This window comes from Piscinibacter sp. XHJ-5, assembly GCF_029855045.1.
In the GTDB taxonomy this organism is placed as follows: domain Bacteria; phylum Pseudomonadota; class Gammaproteobacteria; order Burkholderiales; family Burkholderiaceae_C; genus Albitalea.
In genome coordinates, this window is record NZ_CP123228.1 from 59,222 (window position 1) to 74,661 (window position 15,440).

The 15,440-nt window shown below is 71.1% G+C and carries 13 protein-coding genes; 3 read left to right on the forward strand and 10 right to left on the reverse strand.

Going from position 1 to position 15,440, the window contains the following annotated elements; translation table 11 throughout:
- Positions 1-75: 75 nt before the first annotated feature.
- Positions 76-1,092 (forward strand): M14 family zinc carboxypeptidase, encoded by a 1,017-nt coding sequence (locus tag P7V53_RS00295; protein ID WP_280153478.1) that lies wholly within the window; start codon positions 76-78, stop codon positions 1,090-1,092.
- Between the two features lie 7 nt (positions 1,093-1,099).
- Here the strand turns inward: P7V53_RS00295 and P7V53_RS00300 are convergent, their stop codons facing one another.
- Both P7V53_RS00300 and P7V53_RS00305 read right to left on the reverse strand, forming a co-directional pair.
- Entirely contained in the window at positions 1,100-1,423 is a 324-nt protein-coding gene (locus P7V53_RS00300; protein ID WP_280153479.1) for a hypothetical protein, read from the reverse strand.
- Positions 1,424-1,517: 94 nt separating this feature from the next.
- Positions 1,518-2,606, reverse strand: coding sequence for an alpha/beta hydrolase (locus P7V53_RS00305; protein ID WP_280153480.1), 1,089 nt, complete (start codon positions 2,604-2,606; stop codon positions 1,518-1,520).
- A 59-nt stretch (positions 2,607-2,665) separates the two neighbouring features.
- Here P7V53_RS00305 and P7V53_RS00310 point away from each other — a divergent pair, with 59 nt between their 5' ends.
- Together P7V53_RS00310 and P7V53_RS00315 are read left to right on the forward strand one after the other, a co-directional pair.
- Positions 2,666-3,589, forward strand: a complete 924-nt coding sequence (locus P7V53_RS00310; RefSeq protein WP_280153481.1) for an HAD hydrolase family protein — start codon at positions 2,666-2,668, stop codon at positions 3,587-3,589.
- 52 nt (positions 3,590-3,641) lie between these two features.
- Entirely contained in the window at positions 3,642-4,142 is a 501-nt protein-coding gene (locus P7V53_RS00315; RefSeq protein WP_280153482.1) for a LapA family protein, read from the forward strand.
- Positions 4,143-4,157: 15 nt separating this feature from the next.
- Here the strand turns inward: P7V53_RS00315 and P7V53_RS00320 are convergent, their stop codons facing one another.
- The 8 genes from P7V53_RS00320 to pcaQ form a co-directional block, all read right to left on the reverse strand.
- On the reverse strand, positions 4,158-5,945 hold the full coding sequence (locus P7V53_RS00320) for a thiamine pyrophosphate-requiring protein (RefSeq protein WP_280153483.1): 1,788 nt from the start codon (positions 5,943-5,945) through the stop codon (positions 4,158-4,160).
- A gap of 112 nt (positions 5,946-6,057) precedes the next feature.
- A complete protein-coding gene (locus P7V53_RS00325) occupies positions 6,058-6,822 on the reverse strand; it encodes a VOC family protein (protein WP_280153484.1) in 765 nt (254 codons plus the stop codon).
- A 105-nt stretch (positions 6,823-6,927) separates the two neighbouring features.
- Positions 6,928-10,059 (reverse strand): efflux RND transporter permease subunit, encoded by a 3,132-nt coding sequence (locus tag P7V53_RS00330; RefSeq protein WP_280153485.1) that lies wholly within the window; start codon positions 10,057-10,059, stop codon positions 6,928-6,930.
- Between the two features lie 12 nt (positions 10,060-10,071).
- Positions 10,072-11,286 (reverse strand): efflux RND transporter periplasmic adaptor subunit, encoded by a 1,215-nt coding sequence (locus P7V53_RS00335; protein WP_280153486.1) that lies wholly within the window; start codon positions 11,284-11,286, stop codon positions 10,072-10,074.
- Positions 11,287-11,308: 22 nt separating this feature from the next.
- Complete coding sequence (locus P7V53_RS00340) at positions 11,309-12,751, reverse strand: efflux transporter outer membrane subunit (RefSeq protein ID WP_280153487.1); 1,443 nt, start codon at positions 12,749-12,751, stop codon at positions 11,309-11,311.
- A 220-nt stretch (positions 12,752-12,971) separates the two neighbouring features.
- The gene (pcaG, locus tag P7V53_RS00345) at positions 12,972-13,622 is read right to left on the reverse strand and encodes a protocatechuate 3,4-dioxygenase subunit alpha (RefSeq protein ID WP_280153488.1); all 651 of its coding nucleotides are present in this window, start codon (positions 13,620-13,622) and stop codon (positions 12,972-12,974) included.
- Complete coding sequence (gene pcaH / locus P7V53_RS00350) at positions 13,619-14,371, reverse strand: protocatechuate 3,4-dioxygenase subunit beta (RefSeq protein WP_280153489.1); 753 nt, start codon at positions 14,369-14,371, stop codon at positions 13,619-13,621. The genes pcaG and pcaH overlap by 4 nt, the downstream gene beginning before the upstream one ends.
- A 78-nt stretch (positions 14,372-14,449) precedes the next feature.
- Positions 14,450-15,403 (reverse strand): pca operon transcription factor PcaQ, encoded by a 954-nt coding sequence (gene pcaQ, locus P7V53_RS00355; protein ID WP_280153490.1) that lies wholly within the window; start codon positions 15,401-15,403, stop codon positions 14,450-14,452.
- Positions 15,404-15,440 lie beyond the last annotated feature (37 nt).

Sequence of the window (15,440 nt, forward strand, 5' to 3'; positions counted from 1 at the left end):
GGCGGCCACTGTGACCTCGCGATGGCGCGACCGTGACACGCCGCGGCCACATCGCGCCGCTACGCTGTGCGCCTCGTGGACCCCGACCTTCCCGAGCTGCCCGAGCTGCAGCGCCTGGCTGCCCGGGCAGGCACTGCCTTGTCCCACCGCACCGCCTGCGAAATCGACTGCGGCCAGCGGCGTTTCGGCGTGTCCGTGCTCACGCTGGGCAGCGCCGCGCCCGACGCCCCGGCCGCGGGCTTTTTCGGCGGCGTGCACGGGCTGGAGCGCATCGGCGCAGAGGTCGTGATGGCCTTCCTGCGCAGCCTCGTCGCGCGCCTCGCCTGGGACGAGCTGCTGCACCGCCAGCTCGACAGCATGCGGCTGGTGTTCATGCCGCTGGTCAATCCCGGCGGCCTGTACCGCGGCACGCGGGCCAATCCCAACGGGGTCGACCTGATGCGCAACGCCCCGGTCGATGCGCTCGATCCGGTGCCGTTCCTGATCGGCGGACAGCGGTTGAGCGCCTCGCTGCCCTGGTACCGCGGGCCGCTGGGCGCGAGCATGCAAGCCGAGGCGCAGGCGCTGTGCCGTGTCGTGGAGGAGGAGCTGCTGCCGCGGCCCTTCAGCATCGCGGTGGACTGCCATTCGGGCTTCGGCCTGCGCGACCGCATCTGGTTTCCGTACGCGCACACCGCGCGGCCGATCGAGCATCTGCCGGAGATGCATGCGCTGGCCGAGCTGTTCGACCAGGCGCTGCTGCACCACCGCTATGTCGTCGAGCCGCAGAGCCGCCAGTACCTCGCGCACGGGGACCTCTGGGACCACCTGTACCGGCGCGCCTGCGCCGATCCGGCTCGCCGCTTCCTGCCGCTGACGCTGGAGATGGGCTCGTGGCTGTGGGTGAAGAAGAACCCGCGCCAGCTGTTCTCGCGCCACGGCATCTTCAATCCGCTGATCGAGCACCGCCAGCAGCGGGTGCTGCGCCGACATGTGCAATGGCTCGATTGCGTGGCGCGGGCAGCCTGCAGCCATGCGCGCTGGCTGCCGCGCGGCGCGACGCGCGACGCGCACCGCGAGCAGGCGCTGTCGCGCTGGTACCGCTCGGCGTGAGCGCCGATCAGCGCCGAGGCGCCCGTCCGCGTCGATGGAACTCCAGCAGTTCGTCGCCCAGCGCCGCCAGCTCGGGGCCGCCGCGGCGCCTGGCGATGGCAAAGCGCTCGCGCGCGTAGATGCGGTCGAAAGCGAGGCGGGACACGTGCGCCGACCAGCCGTTTTGCGCCATCAGCGCCGAGAAGCGCTCCAGCGTCGCCTGCTCCACCTGCAGCGGGCGGGCCGAGGGCGGCAGCAGCTGGCCGATCACCAGGACGGCCGAAGCGTGTTGGACCAGCAGCGGCGACGGGCCGGTGCTGGGGCGAAGGGGGCGGTCGGCAGCGGGCTTCATGGCTTGCCACGATAGGCCGCGCCTCCCTCGCCGAGCCGCGGAAAAACCGTGCAACGGCGGCGCATTTCAACACCCGGTCCCGATGGCGCGGCGCTCAAGGGCGGGTGGCGCACGGCACCAGCGGCACCACCTGGGGAGCGGCGCCGCGCCGGGCGTCGTCGCCGCGCAGGCCCGCCGGCGGGCGCAACAGCAGCGACCGGTCCCACACCAGCGCCGCGGCCTGGTCGACGGCGGCCGCCGTCTGTCCGGTGGCGACATGGTGGACCATGTGGCCGCTGCCTTCGACGATGCGCAGCCAGCTGCGGTCCAGCCGGTGGTGCAGGCGGCCCGAGTGCCAGCGTGTGCTCATCACCTGGTCGTCGGCGCCGGCCACCAGCACGGCCGGCACCTCCAGCCCGGCATAGCGCCGCTGCAGCGACGCGGTGGCGGGAATCATCATCGCGCTCTCGGCGGCACTGGCCCGCAGTTGCGACGGCCGCAGCGACATGGCGGCCGGATAGCCGTCGCGGAACGCCGCCGTCGGACTTGCCGGCGCGAACGCGCGGCGTACCGCGAGAGGCCACAGCAGGCGCCCGAGCAGCGGCCCGACGGTGTGGCGCCACAGGGAACCGATGACCGGGAGCGCCGGCGCCGACAGCATCAGCGTGTCGACGCGCACTGTCGGGAAGTAGTAGCCCGACACGAGGACCAGGCTGCCGAGGTCCTTCGGATGGCGCAGGCCCATCGCCAGCGCCACCAGGGCACCCCACGAGTGGCCCAGCACCACCGGCTGCGACACCCCCAGGCGCGCCAGCGCCGCGTGCAGCAGGTCGGCCTGGGCCGACGGGCCCCAGCGGTGTCCGTCGGGCCTCTCGCTCCAGCCGAATCCTGGCCGGTCGAACACGACGACGCGGTAGCGCTCGGCGAGCTGGCGCGTCAGGCCGCTGAGTTCGAACTCCTCGGCCATGGTGCCGTTGCCGTGCAGCAGCACCACCGTCTGCGCGGCGTCGTCGCGCCCGTGCACGGTGAAGTGCAGCCGCACGCCGTCGACGCTGACGAAGCGGCCTTTGGGGGGGAAGTCGCGCTCGGCGCGCTGCGTCTGCCGCTGGACGGCGATGGCGCAGGCGGCCAGGACGGCGGCAGTGCCCGCGGCGGCGACGAGCCAGCGCGGATCGGACGGGCGGCGAAGGGAGGGTGTGCGCATGCCTCGAATCGGCAAGCCACGTTCCCGAGCCGCGGGCATGCCGATTGCGCCGGGGCGGCATGAGCCATCCGAGCGCCAGCGATCCCGGGGCCGTGCAGGCCGAGGTGCGGGACTTCCTGCGCCGCTCGCACTACATGGAGCGCGGCGCGGTGTTCACCGATCTCGACGGCACGGCCGTGCACGAGCGCGACGGTCGGGCCTGCATTCCGCCGGACGTGGAGGACGGCCTGAAGCGGGTGCACGACAGCGGCCGGCGCGTCGTCATCAACACGCTGCGCTTTCCGCGTTCGGTGATCAGCGCCTTTGCGCAGGAGTGGTTTCGCATCACCGGCGAGGCCATCCCGCTGGTCGCGCTGAAGGGAAGCCTGCTGGGACACATCGCGCCGGCCGCCGACGGCACGCTCGGCTTCGAGGAGCTGGAGGCCGCGGTGCTCGACCCTGCCGAAGTCGACGAGCTGATGCTGGGCGTGGAGGGCCTGGTGAAGCAGGGCGCCGACGACCTTCTGGTGTTCTTCTATCCACGCGACTGGCGTCGGGGCGAGCTGCTGTGGACGCCCGATACGCGCCGGCTGGATGCGGCGCGCGCCAAGTACGTGAGCGCCTCGGAGGTCTTCGGCGGCCCCGTCGACGTGCTGCATGCACGCCTGAGCGCGGCCGACGTGTGCCTGGTGTTCCTGCTCGACGAGGCGCCCGAAGACCGCCGCATGGCCTACCAGCACACGGAGCGCACGCGATTCGTCACGCACGTCGGCGTGGACAAGCGCTATGGCACCGAGCGCATGGCGCGCCACCTCGGCATCGACCTCGAGCACAGCGTCGGCGCCGGCGACGCGCAGACCGACACCTTCCTGTCGGCCGTGGGGCTGGCGGCGATCGTCGGCAACGCCGAGCTCGACTTCAAGGGCATCCGCGCGACGCTGCGGCTGGCCGATCCGCTGGCATGGGGACGGGTGCTGGTCCAGCTCGGCAGCGCGACGGGGTGACGCCGGCGGGCGCGTCATTTGCTCGACGCAGGCATATGCCAAGGAGACCGTGATGCGATTCCGCACCTTGTTCCTCTTCGCCGTGCTGGCGCTGACCTTGCTGTTCGCGCTGCTGAACTGGGAGGCGTTCACCGCGCCGACCACGCTGTCGCTGGTCTTCGGCACCGTGCAGGCGCCTCTGGGGCTGATCATGCTCGGCGTGGTGTTCGTGCTGGCCGCCATGTGCCTGGCCTACCTGATCTGGGTGCAGGGCTCGGCGCTGATGGACTCGCGCCGCCACGCCAAGGAGCTGCAGCTGCACCGCGAGCTGGCCGACAAGGCCGAGGCTTCGCGCTTCACCGAGCTGCGCAACTTCATCGATGTCGAGCTGCAGAAGATGGAGCGCGTGCAGGCCGACGCCCGCACCCAGCTCGTCGCGCGCATCGAGGAGATGGAAAAGCGCACGCGGCTGGCGGTGCAGGAGACCGGCAGCTCGCTGTCGGCCTACATCGGCGAGCTGGAGCATCGCATCGAGCACCGCGGGCCGAACGGGTCGGATCCGACGGCGCATTGAGGATGGCAGGGGCGTTCAGCCCCTCGACGGGAACAGCCCGTCCCACCATTCCTTCGCCGTCGAGCGCACGATCGCCAGCGCGTCCTCGTCGCCCTTGACCATCGCGCGGAAGTACGCCCGAGCCTGCTTGGCGTTGACGTGCGGCGGCAGCGGCGGCACGTTGGGGTCGGTGACGGCCTCGATCAGCGTCGGGCGGTTGGCTGCCAGCGCGACGCTCCACGCGGGGCCGATGGCATCGGGCCGGTCCACGCGAAGCCCGCGCAGGCCCAGCATCTCGGCATACGAGGAGTACGAGAAGTCGGGCAGCGCCTGCGACGCCTCGTAGCGCGCATCGCCTTCGGTGACGCGCTGCTCCCAGCTCACGAGATTGAGGTCGCGGTTGTTGAGCACCAGCACGACGAACGCCGGGTTGGGCCAGTCTCGCCACAGGCGCGCCACCGTGATGAGGGCGTTGATGCCGTTCATCTGCATCGCGCCGTCGCCGACCAGGGCGACGACCGGACGATCCGGATGCGCCAGCTTGGCCGCGATCGCATAAGGGACCGCCGAGCCCATCGTCGCCAGGCCGCCCGACAGCGAGGCCATCATGCCGCGCTGCAGTCGCACGTCGCGGGCGAACCAGTGCGCGCAGCTGCCGGAGTCGCAGGTGATGATGCAGTTCTCGGGCAGCTGGGGCGAGAGCTCCCAGAACACGCGCTGCGGGTTGATCGGCTTGGCCTCGTTCTTCGCCCTCGCCTCCAGCACGCGCCACCAGCGCGCGACGTCGCGCTCGATGCGCTCGCGAAATCGCCGGTCCGTCTTGCGCACGAGGTGCGGAACCAGCGCGCGCAGCGTCGCCGCGCTGTCGCCGGCCAGGTTCACTTCCATCGGATAGCGCAGGCTCAGCATGCGCCCGTCCATGTCGATCTGCACGCCTCGCGCCTGGCCCTCCTTCGGCAGGAACTCGGCGTAGGGAAAGCTCGAGCCGACCATCAGCAGCGTGTCGCACTGTTCCATCAGGTCCCAGCTCGGCTTGGTGCCCAGCAGGCCGATGGTGCCGGTGACGTACGGCAGATCGTCGGGTACTGCGGCCTTGCCGAGCAAGGCCTTGGCGACACCCGCGCCGAGCAGCTGCGCCACCTCGATGATCTCGTCGGTGGCGTGCAGGGCGCCGGCGCCGACCAGCATCGCGACGCGCTCGCCGGCGTTCAGCACCTCGGCCGCGCGCTGGAGCTCGACGTCGTCGGCGACCACCGCGCGGGCGGTGTGGCCGATGCCCGAATGGATGGTGCCGTGCTCGCGCGGCGCATCCACCGCCGGCATGTCCTGCAGATCATGCGGCAGCACGACGCAGGTCACGCAGCGGTGATCGTGGGCGATGCGCATCGCGCGGTCGACCAGGTGGCGCACCTGCTCCGGCGTGGTCGCCATCTGCACGAACTCGTGCGCCACGTCCTTGAACAGCGACACCAGGTCGACTTCCTGCTGGTAGTCGCCGCCGATCGCCGAGCGCTTCTGCTGCCCGACGATGGCCACCACCGGCTGGTGGTCCAGCTTGGCGTCGTACAGGCCGTTCAGCAGGTGGATGGCGCCCGGACCCGAGGTCGCGAGGCACACGCCCACCTCGCCGGTGAACTTGGCGTGCGCGCAGGCCATGAAGGCCGCGAGCTCCTCATGGCGCACCTGCACGAACTCGATGCCGCTGCCGCCCCGGCCGAAGGCACCGATGACGCCGTTGATGCCATCGCCCGGATAGCCGTAGATGCGGCGCACGCCCCATTGCGAGAGGCGCTTCAGCACGAAATCGCCGACGGTGTCTGCCATGCTCGACTCCTTGGTCTGTGGAGCGAGGCAGGCGGTATGCCGCGGTGGCCCTCCGGGGGCGGCCGGCGCGGCGCCGCTGTAATTTCGCGCGCGCCGCTGTACCGCTTACACGTCAGCCCTGGGCCGGGGTGCTCCTGATGAAGGCGATGGGGGCGCCCTGGGGATCGAACATGGCCGCGATGCGGCCGACGTCGGGGACGTCGGTGGGCGGCATGAACACGTGGCCGCCGAGCTCCGCGGCCTTGGCCGCGGTGGCGTCGCAGTCGGCGACATGCACGTAGGGCAGCCACATCGGCGGTGCGGCCTTGTCGGGCGGCGACTGGAAGACCCCTGCGCGCGGCTTGCCGCCGGCGTGCAGCAGGAAGTAGGTGCCCTGGTCGCCCATGTTCATCTCGGTGTGGATGTAGCCCAGCGCCTGCTCGTAGAACGTGACCGCCTTCCTCGCGTCGGGGGTCCACAGCTCGTCCCAGTACCAGTCGCCGATGGGGATCCGCTCCGGATCGGGGCGGTCGGCGTCGGCGCTGTGCCAGAGGCTCACGGCCGCGCCGGTGGGATCGACGAGGGAAGCGCCGACGCCGACCGGCCCGAAAGGCGTCGGCGGCATCACGCCGCGCGCCCCGGCGGCGAGCGCCGCCTGGTAGCTCGCGGCGATGTCCTCCACCGAGATGTAGGAGCGCCACGCGGTGGGCTCGCCGGGCTGCGCCTTCATCAGGCCGCCGATGCCGTCGGAGCCGTTGTGGATCATCTCGTAGCGCTGGTCGCCCATCGGCATGCCCTCGACGTGCCAGCCGAACAGCGGCTCGTAGAAGGCGCGCGCCTTCGCGGGGTCGTCGCTCACGTGTTCGAACCAGATGAATTTGCCGTGCAGGTAGCTCATGTGATTCCCCTTGGGTGGGATGAACAAGGTTGTAGTTTCGTGGGTTGGGACGAGTCCCGTGGAACCCCGACATGCCACCGTCGCGTGTCGGGGCTATCTCCCGCGCTACTTCTGCGAGGCTCCCCGCTCCACCGCCCCCGACCCGGCGGCCGCCGGATGCGGGTGGTGGTGATGCAGGCGCTTCTTCATGAACGCCTGGATCTTCTGCACGCCGTCGTCGACGAAGGTGAAGATCACCGGGATCACCAGCAGGCTCAGGAAGGTCGACGTGATCAGCCCGCCGATGACGACGATGGCCATCGGCGCGCGGAAGCTCGGGTCGGTGCCGAGGCCGATGGCGATGGGCAGCATGCCGGCAGCCATCGCGATGGTGGTCATCACGATCGGGCGGGCGCGCTTGTGGCAGGCATCGAGCAGCGCCTCCATGCGCGTCATGCCGCGGTCGCGACGGGCCATGATGGCGTACTCGACCAGCAGGATCGAGTTCTTCGTCGCGATGCCCATCAGCATGATCAGGCCGATCATCGACGGCATCGAGACCGCGGTGTGCGTGATGAACAGCGCCAGGAACGCGCCCGGGATCGACAGCACCAGCGCGGCCAGGATGGTCACCGGCTGGACGAAGTCGTGGAACAGCAGCACCAGCACCACGTAGATGCACAGCACGCCTGTCAGCATCGCCAGTCCGAAGCTGGCGAACAGCTCGGCCATCGCCTCGGCGTCGCCGACGCTGCGCTGGATGACCCCGGGCGGCAGCTTCGCCAGGCTCGGCCTGGCCAGCGCCTGCTTCTCCACCTCGCCCAGCGGCTGCCCGTTGAGCTCGATCTCGAAGTTGATGTTGCGCAGCCGGTCGTAGCGGTCGATCTGCGCCGGCCCGCTGTCGATGTCGAAGCTGGCGACGTTGCCCAGCATCACCGGCCCCTTCGATCCCGGCACCGTGAGGCGCGTGATCAGGTCGAGGTCGGTGCGCGCATCGGCCTTCAGCTTGACCACCACCGGCACCTGGCGCTGCGACAGGTTCAGCTTGGCGAGCGCCTGGTCGTAGTCGCCCGACAGCGCGATGCGCAAGGTGTCGGCGATCGAGGCGGAGGTGACGCCCAGGTCCGCTGCCTTCGCGAAGTCCGGCCGCACGACGACCTCTGGCCGCACCAGGCTCAGCGTGGACGTGACGGCGCCGATGCCGGGGATGGTGCGCAGGTCCTTCTCGACCAGCTTGGCGTGCTCGGCCAGCACGCGGCCGTCCTCGCCGGCGAGCACCAGCAGGAACTTCTCCGACGAGCCGCCGAAGCCGACCTTGATGCGCGCGCCGGGCACCGCGGCCAGCGCGTCGCGCAGCTGCGCCTCGATGTCCTGCTTGGACACGCCGCCGCGGTCGCTGCGCGGCGTCATGTTGATCGTGAGCACCGCCTTGCGCACCTCGGCCGAACCGGCCGGCATGAACGGATCGGCGCCGGTGTTGCCGCCGCCGATCGCGGTGTAGACCAGCTTCACGTACTTGTTCTGCGCCACGATCTCGCGCGCCTGCTCGGCGGCCGCTTGCGTCTGGCCGAAGGTGCTGCCCGGCGGCAGCGTCACGTGCACCTGCGTCTGCGACAGGTCGTCCGGCGGGATGAAGCCGCTGGGCAGCAGTCCGACGAGGAAGAACGACGCGGCCGTGAAGCCGACGACCGCCAGCGTGACCTTGATGCGGTGCTTCAGCGCGTACTGCGCCCAGCGCATGTAGATCGACATCCATTTCGGGTCCTGGTGCTCCTCGGGCTTGGGCCGCAGCACGTAGGCGGCCATCATCGGCGTCAGCATGCGCGCGACGACCAGCGAGAAGAACACCGCGATCGCCGCCGTCCAGCCGAACTGCACGAAGAACTTGCCCGGCACGCCGGCCATGAAGGCGGTCGGCAGGAACACCGCGATCAGCGTGAAGCTGGTCGCGATGACCGCCAGGCCGATCTCGTCGGCCGCCTCCATCGCTGCCTGGTACGGCGACTTGCCCATGCGCAGGTGGCGCATGATGTTCTCGATCTCGACGATCGCGTCGTCGACGAGGATGCCGACCACCAGCGACAGCGACAGCAGCGTCACGACGTTGATCGTGAAGCCCATCAGCGCCATCGCCCCGAAGGCCGGGATCACCGACAGCGGCAGCGCGGTCGCCGACACCAGCGTGGCGCGCCAGTCGCGCAGGAAGAACCACACGACCAGCACCGCGAGGAAGGCGCCCTCGTACAGCAGCATCATCGAGCCGTCGTAGTTCTCGATCACGGGGTCGACGAAGTTGAACGCCTCGGTGATGGTGATGTCGGGATGCGCGGCCTTCAGCTTCTCCAGCTCGGCGCGCACGCCGTCGGCCACGTCGACCTCGCCGGCGCCGCGGCTGCGCACGATCTCGAAGCCGACCACCGGCTTGCCGTTGAGCAGCGCCGCCGAGCGCTGTTCTGCGGTGGTGTCGCTGACGGTGGCCACCTGGTCGAGCCGGATGCGCCGCCCGTCGGTCAGCGCGATCTGCATCGCCGCCAGCTCGTCGGCCGACTGCACCGTGGCGATGGTGCGCACCGACTGCTCGGCGCCGCCGACGTCGGTGCGGCCGCCCGCCGCTTCCTGCTGGATCTGGCGCAGCTGGCGCGAGATCTCGGCGGCGGTGGCGTTGAGCGCCTGCAGCCGCAGCGGGTCGAGCTCGACGCGCACCTCGCGCGCGACCCCGCCGACGCGCGACACCGCGCCGACGCCCTTCACGCTCAGCATCTGCTTGGTGACCTGGTTGTCGACGAACCACGACAGCGCCTCGTCGTCCATGCGCGTGGACGCGACCGTGTAGGTGAGGATGGGCGTGCCCGCCAGCTCCATCTTGCTGATGACCGGATCGCGCAGGTCGCCCGGCAGGTCGGAGCGCACACGCGAGACCGCGTCGCGCACGTCGTCGACCGCCTGCTGCGTGGGCTTCTCGAGGCGGAACTCGACGGTGATGGTCGCGGTGCCGTCCTGCACCGTCGTGTAGATGTGCTTGACGCCCTGCACGGTGGCGACCGAGTTCTCGATCTTGCGCGCCACCTCGGTCTCGAGCTGCGACGGCGAAGCGCCCGGCAGCGAGGCCGTGACGATCACCGTGGGCAGGTCGATGTCCGGGAACTGCTGGATCTTCATCGAGCGGAAGCTCATCAGGCCCACCAGCGTGAGCATGATGAACAGCAGCACCGACGGGATCGGGTTGCGGATGCACCAGGCGGAAACGTTGATCCTCATGGCGGGCCTCGCTTACTTGGTGGCGGTGGCCGGCGCGGCGACCGCCCCGGCGGTGCCGGCCGCGCCGGTGCTCGTGCCCCCGGCGGCCGCCGTCTTGGTCGCCGGCTTGGGCGGCGCGGCTTCGACCACGCGCACCACGTCGCCGTCGGCGAGGAAGGCGCCGCCGGTGGCGACCACGCGGGTCTGCGGATCCAGCCCGCCCGCGATCTCGACACGGTCGCCGACACGCTTGCCGAGCGTCACCTTGGTTTCGGCCACCTTGCCGTCGGGGCCGACGCGCATCACGTAGCTGAAGCCTTCGCGCAGCACCACCGCGCTCTGCGGCAGCGTCACGCCCTGCGCGGTGCCGATCTCGAAGTCGCCGCGCGCGAACATGCCATGCCTGGCGTCGCCCGAAGCGAGCAGGTCGACGTACACCAGGCCGTTGCGCGTCTTGTCGTCGACAGTGGGGCCGACCATGCGCACCTTGCCGGCGCTCTGGCTGCCGGTGGGCAGGAAGACGGTCACCGGCATGCCGGGCTTCACCCGCCCCAGGTCGGACGCCGGCACCTCGGCGCGCCATTCGAGCCGGCCCTGGCGGATGAGGCGGAACAGCTCCTGGCCGGCGGGCAGCACCGCGCCGACGGTCGCGCTGCGCGACGAGATGATCCCGTCGTCGGGCGCCAGCACCTGCGTCTGGCGAAGCCTGAGCTCCTGCGCCCTGGCGGCGGCGCGCTGCGCGTCGAGCCGTGCCTTGGCCGTGCGCTCGGCGGTGAGGTACTGGTGGATCTGCTGTGCGCTCAATGCGCCAGTGGCGGACAGCTCGCGCGCCCGCTGCGCATTGGCGGCGGCCTCGGCCAGCGTCGCCTCGGCTTCGGCGACGGCGGCGCGCAACTGGCCCAGCTCGGCCTGCACCGTGTCGGGCGCGAACACCGCGAGCACCTGGCCGCGCTTGACGACGTCGCCGACGCCCACGCGCACCTCGGCCAGCCGCAGCCCGTTGGCCTCGGTGCCGACGCTGGCCTCCTGCCACGCGGCGATGTTGCCGTTGGCGGCGATCTTCACCGGCAGCGTGGTGGTCTGCGGCGTCGCGGTGGTCACGGTCAGCGCGGCGCGCGGCGCCGAGGCGGCGCCGTCGGCTTTTGCCGGCTTCTTCTCGTCGGCGGCGTGCACCGCCAGGGCGATCAGGCTCATGCCGAGGACGGCGCTGGCGACGGCTGCCGCCAGCGGATTGCGCGAAATGTTCATGGTGTGTCGTTCGTTCGGAAGTTCACTGCATGGCCCGGCCGCCGCTCGTGGCGGCAGCCTGGCGATTCGAGGTGTCGGAAACCGTCCATCCGCCACCGAGGGCCCGGTACAACGAGATCCAGGCCGCGACCCTTTCGCGCTGCAGGTCGATGTACTGGCTTTGCGCGGCGGCCGAGGTGCGGCGTGCGTCTTCCAGCTCGAACAGGCTCGCGAGCCCGCCGCGGAATCGAGCCTCGGTCGCACGGTACGAGGCCTCGTAGCCTTCGACCGCGATGCGCACATCCTCGGCGCGCGAGGCGGTGCTCTGCAGCTGTACCAGCGCTTCCTCGACCTCGCGCACGGCGCCGCGCAGCCTGGCGCGGTACACCGCGACGGCCTCGTCGTAGCGCGCCTTCGCGGCGTCGACGTTGGCGCGCCGCGTGCCGCCGTCGAACAGCGGCAGCGACACCGCCAGCGGCCCGACCTGCCACAGCGTGCCGTCGCTGCTGACGCCGCCGGCCTCGAAGCGCGCGGCCTGGATCGAGCCCGACAGCGTGATGCGCGGCAGCCGCTGCGCGCGCGCAGTCGACACGTCGGCGCTGGCGGCCACCAGGTCATGGGCGGCGCTGTACAGGTCGGGGCGCTGGTTCAGCACCTCGGCCGGCACCGCGCCGACGGCGATCTGCGCCGGCTGCGGCAGCGTGGAGCTGCGGGCGCCCAGGCGCTCACGCAGCGCAGGCTCGGCCTGGCCGGTGAGCGCGACCAGCGCCTTGACCGCCACGTCGCACTGCGCGCGCTGCGCCGCCAGCTGCGCCCGCGCCTGCGCGGCGCTGGCGCGCGACAGCGCCTCGGTGGCCGGCGCCTGGAAGCCGGCCCGGGCTGACAGCTCGGTGAGCCGCGCGGTCTCGCCGCGCGAGCGTGCATCGGTTTCGGTGGTGACGAGCTGCGCTTCGCAGGCGCGCAGCCCGAGATAGGCCGAAGCGACCTCCGCCGCCACCGACACCCGCGCCTCGTGCCAGCCGGCTTCGGCGCTGGTCAGACGCGCCCGGGCGGCGTCCCGGGCCGAGCGGCGGGCGCCGAACAGGTCGAGCTCCCAGCCTGCCTGCACGCCGGCCGCGGCCTGGCTGCCCAGCGGCGAGACGAAGTCCTGGCGGCCGCGCACGATGCTGGCGGTGCCGTCGACCTGCGGCAGCAGTGCCGCGCCGGCGGCGACCCGCGCGGCCCGCGCCTGCTCGATGCGCGACGCGGCGCTGGCCAGCGTGGGGCTGACGTCCTGCGCGGCGGCGACGAGCTGGGCGAGCAGCGGATCGTCGAACTGCTCCCACCAGCGCTTCAGATCGGCCGCCTGGCCGTTGTGCGGCAGTGGAGCCTGCCATTGCGCGGGGGCCTCGGCCGCCGGCGGCGCCTCGCGCGGCCCGCCGACACCGGCACAGCCGGCCAGCAGCGCGGCGCCCAGCGCAGCGCCCGACAAACGGAATCGCTTCAACTTCTCGTCCTCCTGGTGGGGGTACTCGGTGCCGGCACAGCGTCCCTTCTGAGGCACTGGCCCTGGCCGTTGAACCAAAACGATCGATTGTGGCGGCTGTTGAGGCGATCGTGCCCATCGCTGCTGACAGCGTGTTGTCAGCAGCCCCGAGAACTTCAGCGGCGAAAAGCAGAACGGCGCGCCGATGGCGCGCCGTTCGTGGCGACGGGGACGGCGACGATCAGATGTCGAAGAACACGGTTTCGCCTTCGCCCTGCAGCCGGATGTCGAAGCGGTACACCGTCTGCGCTCCGCGCTGCTCGCGCTGCGCGATCAGGGTCTGGCGGCGCACCTGCCACTCGATCAGGTTGATCACCGGGTCGGCCGCGTTGGCCTTGGCCTCGTCGCCGAAGTACATGCGCGTGTGAAGCCCGATGTTGATGCCGCGCGCGACGATCCAGAAGTTGATGTGCGGCGCCATCGGCCGGCCGTTGCGCCCCATCACGGGTCCCGGCTTGATGGTCTCGAAGCTGTACAGGCCCGTCTCGAAGTCGCTCGCCGCGCGGCCCCAGCCGCGGAACGACGGATCGACGGCCTTGCCGGTCTGGCGGTCGCCCGGGTGGTTGTACTTGCCGTCGGCATTGGCCTGCCAGATCTCGATGAGCACGTCGCGCACCAAGGTGCCGGACCCGTCGGTCACCGTGCCCTCGACGCGGATGCGCTCGCCCTTCGTGTCCGGGGTGGTCAGCACATTGCCGAAGTTCTTCTCGAAGATGTCGAAGCCGGCGGCTTCAGGCGCGAGGCCGATGTGGACATAAGGGCCCGCGGTCTGCGAGGCGGTTTCGCGCAGCAGCGTCGTCATGCCACCCGCCCCATGGATCTGCGTCGTCATGCCACGTCTCCTTCGGTCGGTTGCACGTTGTTCTCGAAGAGCGTGGCGCGCTGGCCGCGCAGCACGATGTCGAAGCGGTAGGCGCGGCTGTCCAGCTGCACGAAGTGGCCCAGGTCCTGCAGCGCGATCAGGCCGCGGATCTGCTCCTCGCCGGGCACGGTGCGAAGGATGGGGCAGGTGGCGATCAGCGGGTCGCCTTCGAAGTACATCTGCGTGATCAGCCGCTGCGCCCAGCCGTCGCCGGAGATCGCGTAGTGGATGTGCGCCGGCCGCCAGTCGTTGATGCGGTTGCGCCAGGGGTAGGGTCCCGGCTTGATGGTGCGGTATGCGTAGTAGCCGTTCTCGTCGGTCAGCATGCGGCCGCAGCCGCCGAAGTTCGGGTCGAGCGCGCCGATGTATTGGTCCTTCTTGTGGCGGTAGCGCCCGCTCGCGTTGGCCTGCCACACCTCGACCAGCGCGTTGCGCACCGGCCGGCCGAGCTGGTCGTGCACGAAGCCGTGCACGACGATGCGCTCGCCGATGGGCAGCCCGCCCTTGGCGTAGTTCATGATCAGGTCGTGGTCCAGCGGGCCGAACTCGTCGGCCCGGAACACCGGTGCGGTGACTTCCGACAGCGAGTTCTGCAGCGAGATCAGCGCGTTCCTCGGGCTGCGCAGCACGCTGGTCTTGTAGCCGGGCGCATAGGCCGGCGGGTGCGACGTCGGGTCCCGCATGAGGAACTCGTCGCCGGGCACGGGGGCTCTGGACATGGTGTCTCCTTGAGGCAGATCAATGACTCTAGGATTCACCGGCGGTCATGTAAATTGAATTCTCGGGGTTGGCTCCGATTACCTGCGGTTAAGCCGATGTCGAGGCTTGCGGCCCGGCTCGCGCCATTCGGCGGCCTGCTGGCGGATGGCTGCGACGAGCGCCTGCAAGGCCGGCGGCGGCGCGGCGTCGGCGGCCAGCATGAGGCCCACCGGCTCCTCGGGGGTGATCTGCACTGCCAGGCGGGCGAATCGGCCGGTGTCGAGCTCGGGGCGCGCGGCGCCCAGCGGCGTGAACCACACCGCTTCTCCGGCGAGCAGCAGAGAGCGCGCCAGCGAGGTGTCGAGCGTCTCGACGACGCCGGCCAGCGGGCGCACGCCGTGGCGCTCGAGGAAACCGTCGGCGAGTTGCCGGATCATCGTGCCGGCCAGCGGCAGCACCAGCGGCCAGGCGCCGAGCGCGGCCGCCGAGCCGCCGGCCGCCGGATGACCGCTCTTCATCACCACGACCAGCGGCTCGGCGTACAGGTGCTCGAAGGTGATGCCCAGCATGGCGTCGGGATCCGACAGGCGCCCGACGACGACGTCGAGCTCGCGCTGGCGCAGCTGCTCGATGAGCTGCTTGTTGCGCCCGCTGTGCAGCCGCACGACCGCCTGCGGCCGTTGCGCGGCGAAGCGCTGCAGCACCGCGGGCATGAACGACGGCCCCAGCGTCGGCAGCATGCCGATGCGCAGCGGCGCCTCGGCCGGCGACAGCAGGACGCTGTCGACCGCGTGATTGAGCGCGGCGACGCTGGCGCTCGCATGGGGCAGGAACAGCTCGGCCTCCGGGGTCATCAGCGCGCCCTTGCGGCCGCGCACGAACAGCGGTGTGCCGAGCATGTCCTCCAGCTCGTTCAGCGTCTTGGTGACGGCCGGCTGCGTGACGGCAAGCGCCTGCGCCGCGCGGCGCAGGTTGCCGAGTTGCGCGACGGCCAGGAAGCATTGCAGGTGACGCAGGCGGATGCGGACGAGCGTGGCGTCGCGGGAGGGCATCGGCGGATTGTAGGAACCGGCCCCCCGGGCGGCGCGA